The organism is Bacillus sp. AFS018417, from assembly GCF_002560985.1.
Taxonomy (GTDB): domain Bacteria; phylum Bacillota; class Bacilli; order Bacillales; family Bacillaceae_G; genus Bacillus_A; species Bacillus_A rhizoplanae.
In genome coordinates, this window is sequence record NZ_NTTM01000051.1 from 15,094 (window position 1) to 31,341 (window position 16,248).

The following is a 16,248-nucleotide window of genomic DNA, read 5'->3' on the forward strand; positions in this document are numbered from 1 at the left end:
CTTTCATTTCTTCATTATGTATAAAGAGGCTATATGATAGCCTCTTAACAAATTACTTGTTTCGTAGTAAACGCATACTATTTAAAATGACAAGGAGTGCAGCACCTGTATCACTAAGTACAGCAATCCAAAGTGTGAGCCAGCCTGGAAAGATAAAGGCAAGAGCGATAAATTTAATAATTAATGAGAACCAGATGTTTTGTTTAATAATGTGCAATGCTTTACGGCTTAACTTCATTGTATAAGGAAGTTTTTCAAGATTGTCTGCCATCAATACAATATCTGCTGTTTCCATTGCAGTATCGGTTCCTGCACCGCCCATAGCAATACCAAGATTTGCTGTGGCAAGGGCAGGGGCATCATTAATACCATCTCCAATCATTGCTACCGTTTTACCTTCGGATTGAAGTTGTTTCACTGAATGAACTTTATCTTCTGGTAGTAAATTAGCGAAATAACGATCCACTTCCGCTTTCTGTGCAATATGCTTAGCTGTACCATTATTGTCTCCTGTTAACATAACAGTTTCTTGAATGCCTGTTCGTTTTAGCTCCTTAATGGTTTGATAAGTGTTCGAACGAATGGAATCTGCTACGGAAATCATCCCTAGAATAGAGCGGTTTGTTCCAACAAGTATCACCGTTTGACCAATTTGTTGCATTTCTTGAATTGGTTCGTTCCACACTTGAAGTGAGACACCTAAATCATAGAATAGGGTAGCGTTTCCAGCATAGTAGGTTTTCCCGTTGATGTTTACTTGTGCACCTTTTCCTATAATTGTACGGAAGTCTGTTCCTTCTTGAGCGGGAATTTGATGTTCTTTTGCATATGTTGTGATTGCTCTTGCGATTGGATGGTTGGAGTATTCTTCGATTGTTGTCGCAATAGACAGTAACTCATTTTCAGAACAATCTAGACTTCTCGCGTGCATTACCTTTGGTTTTCCTTCGGTCAATGTTCCTGTTTTATCAAATGCGATAGCATTTAACGAGCCTGCTACTTCTAAAGCTGTCCCGCCTTTGATGAGTACACCGTTTTTCGCAGCATTTCCAATAGCAGATACAATTGCGACAGGGGTAGAGATGACCAAAGCACAAGGACATGCGATAACGAGGAGTTCTAATCCCTTATAAATCCACTCCATCCATGCTCCCATACTAAGGAGGGGAGGGATTACCATTACGACAAGTGCCAATAGAAAGACAATTGGTGTATAGATTTTTGCAAAACGATCGACAAACGCTTCGGTCGGTGCTTTCTTTTCTTGCGCTTCCTCAACAAGGTGTATAATCCGTGAAAGAGTGGTATCCTCGACGAGTTTGGTTACCACGATATATAGGGAACCTTCTTCGTTAATTGTTCCTGCATAGACAGAATCGCCAGTTTGTTTATCGATTGGAATAGACTCACCTGTAATGGGTGATTGGTTCACGGTAGAAGTACCTTCAATAACTGTGCCATCCAATGGGATTTTCTCACCTGGTTTTACGACAATTGTTGTACCTATTGTAATATCGTCTACAAATTTTTTTGTAAGTTCTGTTCCAACTTTCACCCATGCTTCTGAAGGTGCTAAATCAATAAGCCCACGAATTGATTCACGCGTATGTTCAATAGATTTGTTTTGTAATGTTGCCCCTAATGCAAATAACCAAACAACCGTTGCTCCTTCTAACCACTGTCCAATTAGCGCAGCACCAAATGCAGCAGATGTCATGAGAACATTCATATCCAGTGATTTACTTCTTAAGGCGTAAAAAGCACTTTTTGCAGGTTTATATCCTCCAATTAGGATACTGGCTGCGTAGAAAATTGTAATCAGCAGGGGAGGTGTATTTGCAAATACACCAAAAAAGCCAAAAGCTAAAAATAATCCTGAGAGAATCAAAGTTGTATCTTTAGATTTTGAAGATGGCGTTGCTCCTCTACGCTTTCCTGCTAAGGATGCTTCAAATCCTGCATTTGACACTTCTTTTATAATGGCCTCTGCGTTTCGGTCATGACGAATATGCATCTTTCCAGTAGCGAAGTTTACGCGAACTTCTTTCACACCTGCCACGTTTTGTAGATGCTTTTCGATTGTTAAGGCACAAGCGCCGCAATCCATGCCTCCGACCAGGTACGTTTCTACACCATCTCCTGTTACTTTCGGAGTGTCACGAAGTGAATTGTCTTCACATGAACTATTACTACAACAAGAAGAGGTTTTTGATGTTACTTCTTCTTTTGGTGTGGTGGAGGTAGAAGAGCAGCATGAAGATACGTTTTTCGATTTAGACTCACAACAAGAATTAGAAGAGTCATTTTCTGTTTTTGTAGTATCAGTGTTACTACTGCAGCATGAAGTTTTTTTAGGAACAATTGGAATCTCTTTTTTAGAAGAACAACACGATGATGTTTCCTTTACTACTTCTATTTTAGCAGGAATCGATGGAGAGTCACTGCATGAAGAAGTTTGACAGGTCTGTTTCTCTTTCTCTTTCTTATCTATCATGACAATTCTCTCCCTTTTGAGATAAACAAGCATCGTTTTTATCACATGATGCTACCTCGTTCTGTACTTCATGAAATACAACATTAAACATTGTGAGTAACTGTTCGATTTGTGCATTTCGTAAAGAATAGTAGACGTACTTTCCTTCTTGTCTTCCAAGGATAATGCCACATCCTTTTAAACAGTTCAGGTGTTGGGATATATTGGACTGATTCCCTTTGATAATTTCTACAATTTCAGATACCGTTTTTTCACCATCCATCATACACTGAAGAATCTGAAGTCTTGTTTTATCAGCAAAGCCACGAATAAATTTGGCTTTTATATCTAAATCATTTGTATTGCACAATTGTATTCACTCCACTCGTATTAGTCATTACTAATATGTTTATTCTTCATTCATATTAGCATTGGCTAATATGTGTGTCAAAATATTTTTAAAAGTCTGATAAAAATATCCCGCATTAACGGGCAGTAAGACCCCCACCTCAAGCGCGAAGCGGTAGGTGGGGGTAGTTCAATAACGAGTCGAGGTATTGCTGATTTTCTTGCTGGTCCATATATAGCTTCACCAGCAGCTAAAATAAATGAACTAACATAAACAATCCAGATATCCTCTTTACTCTGAACGAATATGAAGGATAAGGCAAACAAGATCCTTATAAGATCTGTTCCAACTAATATTGTTTTTCTCGAAAATCGATCAGCCAAAATGCCCCCGATTGGCCCAAAAAACAAAGAAGGTATCAACCGGATTGCTAAAGTCATTCCCACGGCCAAGCCTGAACCTGTTAAATGCAGTAGCATCGCTAACACAGCTACAGAACTAAAGCGATCTCCAATACCATTAACAATTCCAGCTAGAAATAACTTCCGATATTGTTTTTCTTCATTTATAAATGAAATATTCATATCTATCCCCCTTATTTTATACTTATCTAATTTTATGTTCATCTAATTAGTTGGGTGAAAAAATAAGGGCGTCGGGTGACACCCTTTACTTCAACCACCATAGCTCAGCGGGGTTTAACTCATATTGATTATTTTCTCGGTACATATATTGGCACATAATAAGCTCACGTCTTAATGTTGCATAATCCTCATGAAACTGCCTTAAATATTCATTAATTTCTTTCTCTTGATAAACTTTTCCAAATTCTAATCCTTTGATCATATGCGAAAGTACGACAAGCTTTTTCTTTCGTTGTGCAGGATAGTTTTTCAGCTTTCCATCTTTTGTGAAGAAATTATTGATAATAGCTGAACGTTCCTTTTCAGTAACCGACATTTCCATGTTTGAATCACCTCCTGTTCCTACAGTAAAAATAGCCTTAGCACTCATCTCCAATATTTTTGTATTAAGAGAAAAATAGATCGTATTTTTATCACGGCGTTCTTTTATAAGTCCAACATCTCGCAGCTTCGTAATATGGTGTGTAATTGTTGGTGGCTTAAGCCCTAACTTCCCAGCAATCTCTTGTCCGCTCAAAGGACCTTGTTGGAGCAAGGCAATAATACGAACCCGTGTAAGGTCACCTAACGCTTTATGAAACTCAACAATTTTGTTTAATTGCAATCAGAACCCTCCTAATTTAATGTTTATCTAATTAGATTGTAATCTAATTGATTTTATCATTCAAGTAATTAAATGATGAAGGTGTTTATAACGGTAGGTAGGTGTATTTTTCCACGATACTTAACGTAAGTGCAAAAAATATTGCTGTAACAGGATTTACTGGATCTTGGGCGGTGAGAAGAGGGAAGAAAAGAGATACACAAGGAGTGTATTGTAGAAGAAATTATAAAATTGTTTTTTGGAGGGGGAGTTCTCATTTGTATTTTTACGGTATTCTTTTAAAGGTTTTCGTAAATTGTAATCTCTGGTGATAAAGTGACACTAATTCCTGCAGAAATTAAGTTTTTTATTGTATAGATATCTTCGCAAAATCATATATTTCGAAGTTTTTCCGATTTCATTGAATGAATTTTAAAAAACTACCCCCATAAAATGATTAGTTGGTCCGAATCTTATATAAGGGAAGAAGAGAGTCGTTGTAATACTTGATATATAATACTCATCCTGAATCTATTTAAGCTAAAGTATAAAACATTATAATTTATTTTATTATCGAATATAAAGATATTGAAACATACTATACAATCAATTTCTCCATTAGCAGATTTATTAATGATTCAAGAGATATTTAGTAGTCATCTCCTAAAAGCTTTATGGTTTTATCTTTTATTCTTTGTAATTTACCTTCTTGCTTCGCTTCTAGAAGAAGTAAAGCATCCAGTTGGAAATGTCAGCTTAATGGAGACATGCCAGAAGGTATAACGGATATAATGTTTTTTGTCATCTTTAAATGTGCCTCTTATTTTATGTTTCTATGAATAGATTATTTGTTCGTCACCATACCTTTGAATTAGCGCACTTCGGTTTTTGCTTTACGGGCATTTACACCCTCGCATTAGCCTTGGCCAATTTCTCTTAAACCTTGAAGTAGGGGACTTACGACTCATAAATAGTGGGACAAATCCCAGTAATATTCGCTAAAGATAGTACGAGTACATGATATATAGATAGGAAAATAACCTACTTTGAAAATTATACCAAAATAGTAAAATGACATGTATTAGAATGTATCGTTTGTTTGTATAAAACGTGAATAAACACTTCTGTATAAAGGTTATTGAAGAGTTTGTATGTTAAAAATATTTCGAAATACTTGTCGAAAATACTATATTAAAATTTCTATAAAAATAGTAATATGTAAAGGTAGTAGAGAGGGACATAAATGTTGGGGATCTGATTTATTAGAACGTATATTAAAAGATTACATAAAAATAGACCTCTTCCAGCTACAAGATTACTACAATTTAAGGAGAGGGTGTGCAGAAGTGAGAAAGATTTGGCTATCTGTATGTACCGCTATTACGGTTTGCGGTTTTCAGACAGTACCTGTTGCAAATGCGGACACTACAAGCTCCACTTTGGCAGCTAGTACCGTCACAAATGAACAAGCGGTAAATTTCGATGGCTTGATTAAGGATAACATGAAAGGTAACGGTATATGGACAGTACCATATGGCTTGCAAGGGGCTAGTTACCTTGGAGACGTTACCAAATATAGTGGTATGATGGTTCATGTTATTGGTAGTGCACAGATTGGGAATGTGCTTTGGTATCATGTACAGATAAATGGGAAAGATGGAGGTTGGCTTGATAGTAAAGTTCTAAATGCTGCAACGAATGTCAATCAGAATCAGCTGGTCGTCCTTACAACAGGGAATGGAGTTTGGTCTATTCCATATGGTCTAAATGGCGCAAGTTATATCGGTTCCACTAATAATTATGTAGGAAAAGACATAAAGCTCATTCAGAAATTAACGATAGGAAATGTTGTATGGTATCAATTTAGCGTAAATAATCAAGTCATTGGCTGGCTCGATAGTCGTGCGTTAAGTGGTTTGACGAATTTGCAAACCATAAATCAAACGGCTGTGATGGGTGCGACAAATGTCAATGGTATATGGAGCATGCCATATGGCCTTCCAGGTGCAAATTATTTAGGATCGACCGATCGATATGCTTTTCGAGATCTGCAGTTACTGGAGAGCGCTACATACCAAGGTGTGCAATGGTATAAGTTTAGTATAGATGGTCAAGTTATTGGCTGGATTAGCAGTTATGCGTTAGACAATGCAGGGATAGCAAAGCCGGCAAACTTTTCTGTTACAATTGGAAGTACGAATGGTAACGGCATATGGACCGTACCGTATGGCATTGCTGGTGCACAATATGTACAAAGTACCAATGATTATACATATCAAACGCTTCAAGTTGTGAAGACTGCAACAATAGGAAATGTTACTTGGGATCAAGTAGCAAAAGACGGTAAGCTGTTAGGATGGCTTGATGCCGGGAAGGCACTTACGGATTTAACGAATATAAAAGATGAGAATCGAACAGCAGTTATAAAACCATCTACGAACGGTGATGGCATATGGACTTTACCATATGGGGAATATGGTTCGAAATTCGTAGAATTTACAAATAATTATAAATATCAAATGGTGCAAGTGATACAAAGTGCTACAAAAGGTTCTTCTACTTGGAACAAAATTAAGCAAGGCGATCGCATTTTAGGTTGGGTTGATGCGAATGTATTATCTTCGCAAACTGCATATACTCAGTTGGATCCAAATGGAGAAGTTCATTATAACTGGGGATCAGGAGCTCCTGCTGGTTTTCCTTCTCAACAGTTCCAAGCTGATTTTGTTCAAAATAAGCAATTGTCTGGAGGAGATTACTTTGTTCAGTCGTTTGCAGATGATGGCATAAAGGTTTCGGTTGATAATAATCCAGTCATCGATCGCTGGACGTTAGCTGCTGGTGAAACGAATCGTGCTATATTATCAAATGTAGCAGCAGGCTCCCATAGCATTCATACGCAATATTATCAAGATGGTGGACAAGCAGCTGTATTTTCAGATGTAGTACCATTTGGTAGCTGGCTTGCATATTACTATCCGAATGAAACACTTTCTGGATATCCTGTTGGTGCTAAGACTCTTTCACAAGCAGCAAATGGCGGCTTACAAGATGATAATGGTCTTGAAGGCTCCCCAGTTAAAGGTGTACCAGGAACTCATTTCTCAGCACGCTATGTCACAGCTAAGCACTTGAAAGCTGGTCAGTATCTTTTATACACGGGAGCAGATGATGGAGTTCGTGTATATGTAGATGGGCAAAAAGTTGCAGATACATGGGGGTATAATACTTACAATGAACAAGCGTTAAAAATTGATATTCATGATAACCAAAATGCAACAAATGGATTAAGTGATGTTCACTGGATTGAAGTGGAGTATATGCAAGGTACTGGCTTTAGTAAAGTAACGACAACACTGAAACCTGCCTATACATTTATTGACGTTTCACACTGGGAAGGAAGTATAGACTGGAATCAAGTGAAGCAGTCTGGTATTAGTGCCTCTTATATGAAAGCAACCGAAGGTACTTCATATACAGATCCAACCTATGCACAATACGTGCAAAATGCATCTGCAGCAGGCCTTTTAGTTGGAGCATATCACTTCGCTCATCCAGAACAAAATGACCCGATAGTGGAAGCGAAACATTTTGTTGATGTATTGAATCAATATCATACCGATTTAATGCCTGTTCTTGATCTTGAATCACCATCTAGTCCGACAAATACGATAACAGGATCTTATGTGTCAAACTGGGCACGTACCTTTATTAATTACGTACAGCAGACAACAGGAAAACGCGTTATGATCTATACGGGCCGCTGGTATGTAAATGGTTTTAATATAACTGGACTCGGCGATGTACCTATTTGGGTTGCAAAGTATGGCTCTACCCTTCCAACTACATTAAGTGATTGGAAAGGCTGGAATTCTTGGCAATATACAGACAGTGGGAATGTAAATGGAGTAGGAACGGTTGATATGTCTGTTACAACTTCTTTAGATGGACTTAAGCAATAACGGATTTCTTACCTGTATATTCAGGGAGAAGAAAATACGAAACTTAATGAAAAAAGCAGACCTTTTTAGAAAAGGGTCTGCTTTCTTTCATTAAAAAGATAAGAAATTGTATTATTTTAAGGGATTACAAATCAAGAATTTGTTACTTTTAATAATGGCTAGATAGAATGAATGCTTATGATTCAATTAAAAATTAATATGAATGAAAATAGGATGATATCAAAATTCTTTTTTAGTAAATTTTGAATATCATCCTGTTTAATGTATCCTTTGTATTAATAGTGTGGAATTCATTATTTGTCATCAAATAGAAAGGAAATCTTTTTTGATTACCATTCAACCCCATGTTCTGATTCAGAAATGATTATACCACCGCCGTCGCCTCTATTAAATTCTGGCGCAGGTAAATCAGCATGTCCATCTTGTTTAATTATATCACCATAATCCTCCAGAGAAAATGCAGGTGCACCGCCACCATCTCCACGATTCAAAGCTTGGCTATTGGATTCGGTAAAAGTATTTAAGCTAATAGTTAAAGCACTCGTAATTGCTAGTCCCGTTATTAATAAACCAATTTTTTTCATTATTTTAATGCTCCTTTTTCACGGTATTTTTTGCTCGCCATGATACTCGTATAAAAATACTGACTTGCTTTTGAATTATTTTCTTCTTCATAGAATTTCAATGCTAATTTTTCAGTATATTCTTTTACACACTCCCATAAACCTTCGCTTTCAAAATACGAAATCCCTTCCAAAACTGCCTTTTCTAATTCTGTAGTGTGAGAATGTCTATTTAATTCTTGTAAAATTATAAAACGATGTTGGAATTCTTTGTTTTTTAGTTCATTGCAGAGATTTAATCCAGATTTAATGAATTCATTTGCAAGCTCAATTCTACCTAATTTGTAATTTTCCTCAGCCATAGTAAAAATAGCTTTATAATGTCTAGGTGATTTTTCAACAACTTCAGAAATATGACGAATTGCTAATTCTGAAAGATTTTGACTTCCGTATAGCCATCCTAAGTTACTTCGAACCATTAAAACAGCTTTTTCACTATTTAATTTTTTGAAAACATCTAAAGCAGTATTGAAGCTTTCTTCTGCTTGTTCAAATTGCTTTAAGTCGATACAACATAAAGCAAACATATTTTCACATAGAGCTACATTAATTTGATAATCTTCATGTTTTGCAAATTCTTCTTTTGCTTTTTTTATGTAATCAATTCCTAGTATTGGTTGATACGATTGATAATAGAAATAACCTAATCGATAATTAAACTCAGCTTGTTCAAATGGATTCTGAACATATTTTAAAAGTTTTTCAGCCTTTTCGTATTGTTCTTTTGCTTCTTTATATTTTGTAATGAGTGTAAAATGAAACGCTTTGAAAAAATGATAATAATATGCCAGAAATCCTTCACTTGGAATTTGAAAAGACTCTACCTGATCAAAACTGTCTTCTTTAATCTCTATCCAGTCTGTTAAAACTTTGTATCTAAAATTTAGCAAAGAATAATATAATAATAATTCATGATCTTGTTCTACATTGTTGATTTTATAATCAATATCTTCTTTTAATTGTTTCGATTCAACAAATTGTTGTTTCAATATCGATTGATACCAATTATTGAGTAAACGTGTAAGTTGTTCTTTTGTTATGACTTCTGTACTCATAGTAGATACGCCTCCTTTTTAACTAAATATTACCATGTTTCTAACTGTTAGAGGGGAGAGTTAATTTCTAGGAAAATTGATAAAAAATAATCAGAATATTCTTTATATTCTGATTATTTTAAAACCTGTAATGTGTAGGATTTGCAAAGAAAAGAGGTGTGAATTGCACCTAACGGATTCTCATTTGGAAGAAAAAAGTAATAATTAAAAAGTTGAATGACAGACCACATAGCAATATTTTGGTCTGTTTTTTTTATTATTAGAAAATGAAGAGATTGCTTCGTTTAAAACGTGGTTTCATCAAATTTTAATCCATACGACATTAAAACAAAAGCGGAAAAACATTTTTCTTTTTTACAACCTGAAACAGTTAGATCTCTATCATGATTAGATTCTAAGCTGGTTTAAGGAACATCGGCAGCGAAATCAAGCATACTTACTGTTACAACCATTATATCTTTATTGATTTTCTTCAAACTGACAGGAAGCAGGTCGGTCAGTGTGTAACACTTTACCGAAAACCAGCCGACATGACAGAAGTGATGAAAAGAGTCCCAAATGCAGATAAAAGGAAGCAATCCATATTTTACGAAACGTTTACAGTTCGCGGATTTGAATTTTACAATCCGTTGATACGATAGAAGTGCCATCGATAGGAATAAAAAATTAAAGGAGATGTTTATGGTTACCTTAAGGAAGTTTAACAAGTCATTCTTTTCACTTATCATGATAGTTGCATTCCTACTCAGCAGTATTGTTGGCTATACGCCGGTGCATGCCGCAAGCGATGCATATAGTCTGACAGAAGCAGAAAACTTTAGTTCCAAGTCGGGTTCCAACCTTAAAGTTGAATCTTGTCCAGATGGTGGACAAAGTGTGGGAGGTACGAATGACAATCAGTATTTAGTATATAAAAATATTGATTTTGGTAGCGGTACTAATGGTGCTACGAAATTTAGTGCAAGACTTTCAGTAAAGGGATCAAATGCAGGCGGTAATATTGAGATCAGGCTTGACAGTCCAACAGGTCCTTTAGCGGGAACGCTTACTGTCGCTACTACAGCACCAGACAACTGGAATGTCTACCAGACTCAATCTACCGATATTGCCAATGTTACCGGAACTCATGATGTATACCTTGTATTGAAGGTAGCGGCGGGAAAAACATATGTAGCCAATCTTAACTGGTTTCAGTTTTCAAAGACGTTGAACAGCATTGACATTACAAAACCACCAGCAAAGACTGTTTACCGTATCGGAGAGAGCCTTGATCTCACGGGCATGGTAGTCACCGGCACATACATAGATGGTTCGACAAGGGTGGAGGAAGTTAGACCTTCCGATGTAAGCGGGTTCAACAGTTCAACTGCAGCGGCCAGCCAGAAACTGACCGTCAAAGCACGCGGTAAGACAGCAACTTATACCGTAGAAATAAAGCCAAAGAATCTAACAAGCATCACAGCACCTGCAGCCGTTAAAGATGTGGTAAACGGAACAGCGCCTACAGTGGTAGCCCTTGGATTGCCAAGTAAAGTAGCACTTGTAACCGATGGCGGAAATGTCGACGCACCTGTAACATGGAATATAGCTGCTTCAGGTTACGATCCGGCTGTAAAGACCGAGCAGAATTTCACGGTAACGGGAACAGTAGATCTGCCAGCAGAGGTTGCAAATCCGAATAATGTAGCATTGTCAACAAGCATCAATGTGACTGTTCTTGCTTCAACAACACCTGAGAAGGATACTAGCTATAAATTCAGCTTTATGTCCATTTCTGATACACATGCAAATGTACCAGGTGATTTCGCTGATGTCTCACTTAACAATGCATTGCAGGACGCAGTTAGTAATAATGTGCAACATGTTAGCGTTGCTGGAGATCTTACCGACTACGGAACAGATGCACAATATAATTTACTTATGAACACAATGAATAAATATCCTCAACTTAATTGCAATTATGTTTTAGGGAACCATGATGTAAGGTGGTTGTCGGGAGGATATGATACTGCTAAAAGCAGATTTTTGACACATACAGGTATGCCAGATACTTATTATGATAAGTGGATAAATGGATACCACTTCATCTATTTGGCAACAGAGACTGATGATAAGGACAGTGCATATCTTTCAGATACCCAACTTCAGTGGTTAAATGATAAGTTGGCAGAGGGTGCAAGCAAAGATAAACCGATCTTTTTATTCCTTCATCAGCCACTAGATAATACTGTATATCAGGAATATCCTTGGGATCCTTATCAAAGTGATGAGGTACAGGATCAAAAATTAGAGGACATTATTGGGAAATATCCTCAAAGCGTTTTTATAACGGGACATATTCATTATCCTCTCACGTTACCGAGTACTTTTTATAACAAACAGTACTTTTCAATGGTAAGAGATGGAGCTGTTAAGGATTCAGGTCAAGGCTTGATTATAGATGTTTATGCCGACAGGGTTGTGATAAATGGAAGAGACTTCAACAAAAAGAGTACGATAACTAATTGGACCATCAATAATTATACAGCCGATGCACTTGCGGCGGATAAGCAAGCGCCTATCGCACCAACTAATGTCACAACGAAAGTAGTAACAGACAAGATGGTAAATCTGTCATGGGATGTAGCTACTGATAATTTTAAGGGTAATGTAGGGGTTACAGGTTACGATATTTATAATGGAGATACTCTGATTGGGTCAACAACAGGGCGTACGAACTATAAAGTAACAGGATTGACTCCAAATACGACATATCAATTTACTGTAAAGGCTAAGGATGAAGCAGGAAATGTTTCAGAGTCTAGCATTCCATTAAAAGTTACCACTTTAGGCTACGATCCTGCTCCAGTAAATCTGGCTCTGAACAAGACGGTTACATCCAACGGAAGTTTGGTAGGGTTCGAAGCGTCTAAGGCAGTAGATGGATCAGCTTCAAGTGGCAGTAAGTGGTCTTCAAATACTACTGGGGACAAATGGTTAATGGTTGATCTTGGACAAAATTATGACATATCCAGATGGGTAGTAAAGCATGCAGGAGAAGGCGGCGATACTTTATCTCTAAATACTAAAAATTATAAGCTTCAAGGAAGTCTGGATGGGACTACGTGGACTGACCTGGATTCTGTTACAGGAAACGTTTCAAATGTAACGGACAGGTATATACCAAAAACCAACGTAAGGTATGTAAGGCTTTATATTACTACGCCGCAAAATGCTAATGAAACGGGAACTGCAAATATTTATGAATTTGAAGTTTATGGTCGAAGCGCCGATGTTCAACCGCCTGTTACAACGGTAACGACAGATGGGATTACCGGTGAAGGCGCTTGGAATGCAAAGGATGTGAATGTGAAGTTCACTGCAGAGGATGATCCAACTGGAACGGGTGTAAATCGCATCGAGACAAGAGTAGACGGCGGCGATTGGACAAACAAGACCGAATTGGCGCTGACTGCTGAAGGTATGCACAGCGTCGAGTATCGTGCCATTGATAACGCTGGCAATGTGGAGGAAGTAAAACATCTTGCTATTGGCATCGATAAGACGGCGCCAGTAATCGCGGTATCTGTACCGGGGGATGGAAGCATTTATGAAAATTCCGAGGATTTGACGCCTCAGTTTACATTGACCGACAACTTTTCGGGTGTCGACAACAGCAAGACGACGGTGACGCTCGATACGCATGCTTACAAAATCGGAACGGAGATTTCGCTGTATACCTTGCCGCTTGGTCAGCATACCCTTGTTATATCCTCCAGTGACCTAGCCGGTAATCAGGGGAGCAAAACCGTTCACTTTCAGACAGTGGCAAGCATTGATTCCTTAAAGGCGTTGGTGACACGCTTTGCCGATACGAAATGGATCGACAATGCCGGAATTGCCAACAGCCTGCAGGTCAAATTGGCAAACAACGATTTGAACAGCTTTGTGAATGAAGTGAAGGCGCAAAGCGGGAAACACATTTCAAGTGAAGCTGCAAGTTATTTGTTGCGAGACGCTCAATATGTGTTGTCACAACAATAGTGCATTTATGAAAAGATAGAGGAAACAGATTCCAGGATGGCTTGAGTTATAAACAAAACAGACGACCAATTCTATGGTCGTCTGTTTTGCTTATTGGGGGTAGATGATAAAATAAACTGCTGTGTAGCTTAATTCTTATTATTGAGGATCAATTTAGCAGAGGGATATAAGATAGAGACCCTCTTTAGTTCATATTACAGTATAGGAAGTTTATTTTTTATAACGTAATAGATTGATGATATAATTAAAATGCAATTAAAAATGTAAAGTATATCATATACTTTATAAATGCCTAGGAGTGAGTAATAGTGAAGATTAAGAATGTTACATTCAATAAGGATCAAAACGGTGAAATCCGATTTGAAAAAAATAGGGTGATTCTCTATTTAGATATAGAAAAGGGAGGAACTGTACTTCTTTTCTCTGAAATAAATCCGAATGAACATATGATCAAAGCCAGCAATGTATCATTTGAGGGGTTGTGGTGCCCTTGTTGTGATAAAAGAAATATGTCTATATGTCCAAGTCTATACAGCAAGAAAGATACATTGTTGCGTGAAGCATATGATCTTCTAGAACAACATTCCGATACGAATTTTTCTACACTTACAGGTCCATTACAGATTATATAAGAAAGATAGAAAGGTGCCATAGTGATGGCACCTTTTTAAATTTGCCTTTTATCTTATGTTTCTATGAATAGATCATTTCTTCATGCGCCTACCTTTTGGTTAGCCCGCTTAGGTTTTTGTTTTTACGTATGAAACAATGGTTTTGGTCATATGTTTAATCGCGATTTTTGTTGACTTTGTCAATTTTTCGGTAAGATTTGCAATCGAATTCGTGTTATCACAACGATAAAAAACATGTTGTATATTTTAGAATTGACGTGACATTATATTTAATCTATACTGTTAGTAACATTATACTGTTAATGACAGTATAATGTTATTAACAGTAATATTTTTGATGTTATGTTAACAAAAAAAATTTTTTACATTTAAATTAGGAGGTTATATATTTCATGAAACATACAGGAAGACATACAGGTGCATTTCTTTTGCTGTTTTTAACAGAAGGAGATAGCTATGGAGGCAAACTTCTACAGAAATGTGAAGAAGAGCTTCCCGTCAATCCAATTGATAGTGCCATCATATATCGCACACTAAAAAAATTAGAGAAAGAAGGTGCTGTTGAGTCTTATTTAGATACATCTGATCAAGATAAACCGATAAAAATGTACAAAATTACTACAGCTGGAAAAGAACAATTAGAAGATTTTCAAATAGATATTGAAGAAAAAATTAAGAATTTATCATTTTTCTTAAACAAATATAAAGAATGGAAGGAGTCTGATCATGATTAATGGCGCTATCCTTTACACTATAGCTATTATTCTTATCAGTATTTCTTTTATAAAGGATCGAAATAAAACAAAAGATGCTCTATTAAAGTCATGGAAAATGTTTCGTAATCTTATACCTTCCATGCTATCAATTATGCTTTTCATTGGACTATCACTATCTATATTAACGCCTTCCTTCATTTCTTCCATCATTGGGGAAAAATCTGGATTCATCGGTATTGTTTATTCAGCAATCATTGGCTCTGTTGCACTCATTCCAAGCTTTGTTGTGTTTCCTCTTGGACATACATTAATCCAAAATGGTGCGGGCCTCCCCCAAGTTGCGGCATTAATGTCTACATTAATGTCAGTAGGAATCACAACTTTACCGATGGAACAAAAGATATTTGGGCGAAGTTTTGCTTATTCGCGTAATGCATCTGCATTGTTAATGTCTCTCATATTCTCGTATATTATTTGGGTGGTGATGGTATGAATGAATTAAAAAGATATCGTTTCTTTTTCATTTTACTATTGGGGCTCATTATATTGACTTTTATAAACCAATCATTGGGATGGAACGCATTTCAATTAACAGGAAAAAGTATTTTAGATATGCTATTCTTACTCCCTCCTGTCTTAATATTCGTAGGGTTGCTTGACCAGTGGGTGAAGAAAGAAACATTAATTAAATATATGGGGAAAAAATCTGGTATCTATGGCATCTTGTTCTCCCTATTATTAGGAGGAATTGCAGCAGGTCCCCTCTACGTAGCCTTTCCAATCGCAGCACTTTTATTAAAAAAAGGAGCGAGCATACGATACATTGTATTTTTTCTAGGAGTTTGGACAACTGCAAAATTACCGGTGATGGTGTATGAATTTGCTTCATTTGGAGTTAAATTTACACTCATCCACATTTGTTTTGGTCTATTATTTTTCTATGTAATGGGTATTATTTATGAGAAGTTTTATGACCAACGACAACTGTTAAAGTATGATATAACTAAAGAAGTTTAGATTTAGATTAATAAGTCTTGAAGCTCCTCAATCTCAGATTCTGTTGTAGCTGTAGATTTTAAATAACGTTTGATCAAACTCAGCATTTTAAGATAAGTAAAAAGAATCCACTTTGAAAAAAGATTAATCAAAATGGATTCTTTTTCAGTAGTTTTAAGTTTAGATTTTATA

The 16,248-nt window shown here is 36.6% G+C and carries 11 protein-coding genes and 2 pseudogenes; 7 read left to right on the plus strand and 6 right to left on the minus strand.

Going from position 1 to position 16,248, the window contains the following annotated elements:
- Window positions 1-52: 52 nt before the first annotated feature.
- The 4 genes from CN326_RS19035 to CN326_RS19050 form a co-directional block, all read right to left on the minus strand.
- Window positions 53-2,494 (minus strand): heavy metal translocating P-type ATPase, encoded by a 2,442-nt coding sequence (locus CN326_RS19035; protein WP_098310542.1) that lies wholly within the window; start codon window positions 2,492-2,494, stop codon window positions 53-55.
- The gene (locus tag CN326_RS19040; protein ID WP_098310543.1) at window positions 2,484-2,843 is read right to left on the minus strand and encodes an ArsR/SmtB family transcription factor; all 360 of its coding nucleotides are present in this window, start codon (window positions 2,841-2,843) and stop codon (window positions 2,484-2,486) included. The genes CN326_RS19035 and CN326_RS19040 overlap by 11 nt, the downstream gene beginning before the upstream one ends.
- 77 nt (window positions 2,844-2,920) lie before the next feature.
- Window positions 2,921-3,406 (minus strand): MFS transporter, encoded by a 486-nt coding sequence (locus CN326_RS19045; protein WP_255258166.1) that lies wholly within the window; start codon window positions 3,404-3,406, stop codon window positions 2,921-2,923.
- An 85-nt stretch (window positions 3,407-3,491) separates the two neighbouring features.
- Window positions 3,492-4,070: a DUF2087 domain-containing protein gene (locus CN326_RS19050; RefSeq protein ID WP_098310544.1), complete on the minus strand. Its 579-nt coding sequence runs from the start codon at window positions 4,068-4,070 to the stop codon at window positions 3,492-3,494.
- Between the two features lie 1,130 nt (window positions 4,071-5,200).
- Between CN326_RS19050 and CN326_RS19055 the strand changes: the two are divergent.
- Window positions 5,201-6,658 (plus strand): annotated as a pseudogene (locus CN326_RS19055) (GW domain-containing glycosaminoglycan-binding protein); the annotation flags it as partial.
- A 132-nt stretch (window positions 6,659-6,790) separates the two neighbouring features.
- Window positions 6,791-8,005, plus strand: a pseudogene (locus tag CN326_RS25615) (GH25 family lysozyme); the annotation flags it as partial.
- 335 nt (window positions 8,006-8,340) lie between these two features.
- On the opposite strand, the gene CN326_RS19060 reads toward CN326_RS25615, so the two are convergent.
- Together CN326_RS19060 and CN326_RS19065 are read right to left on the minus strand one after the other, a co-directional pair.
- Window positions 8,341-8,595, minus strand: coding sequence for a Phr family secreted Rap phosphatase inhibitor (locus tag CN326_RS19060; RefSeq protein ID WP_098310546.1), 255 nt, complete (start codon window positions 8,593-8,595; stop codon window positions 8,341-8,343).
- Window positions 8,595-9,689, minus strand: coding sequence for a Rap family tetratricopeptide repeat protein (locus CN326_RS19065; RefSeq protein ID WP_098310547.1), 1,095 nt, complete (start codon window positions 9,687-9,689; stop codon window positions 8,595-8,597). Before CN326_RS19065 ends, CN326_RS19060 begins: the two co-directional genes overlap by 1 nt.
- A gap of 681 nt (window positions 9,690-10,370) precedes the next feature.
- Here CN326_RS19065 and CN326_RS19070 point away from each other — a divergent pair.
- From CN326_RS19070 to CN326_RS19090, 5 genes are all read left to right on the plus strand, one after another.
- Entirely contained in the window at window positions 10,371-13,712 is a 3,342-nt protein-coding gene (locus tag CN326_RS19070; protein ID WP_176524694.1) for a carbohydrate-binding protein, read from the plus strand.
- 308 nt (window positions 13,713-14,020) lie between these two features.
- The gene (locus tag CN326_RS19075; RefSeq protein WP_098310549.1) at window positions 14,021-14,344 is read left to right on the plus strand and encodes a hypothetical protein; all 324 of its coding nucleotides are present in this window, start codon (window positions 14,021-14,023) and stop codon (window positions 14,342-14,344) included.
- A 392-nt stretch (window positions 14,345-14,736) separates the two neighbouring features.
- Window positions 14,737-15,078 carry a PadR family transcriptional regulator gene (locus tag CN326_RS19080; protein WP_098310550.1) on the plus strand — a complete coding sequence of 114 codons (342 nt, stop codon included), beginning with the start codon at window positions 14,737-14,739 and terminating at the stop codon, window positions 15,076-15,078.
- Window positions 15,071-15,553, plus strand: coding sequence for a hypothetical protein (locus tag CN326_RS19085; RefSeq protein WP_098310551.1), 483 nt, complete (start codon window positions 15,071-15,073; stop codon window positions 15,551-15,553). The genes CN326_RS19080 and CN326_RS19085 overlap by 8 nt, the downstream gene beginning before the upstream one ends.
- Window positions 15,550-16,077, plus strand: coding sequence for a permease (locus tag CN326_RS19090; protein WP_141525083.1), 528 nt, complete (start codon window positions 15,550-15,552; stop codon window positions 16,075-16,077). The genes CN326_RS19085 and CN326_RS19090 overlap by 4 nt, the downstream gene beginning before the upstream one ends.
- Window positions 16,078-16,248: the final 171 nt, after the last annotated feature.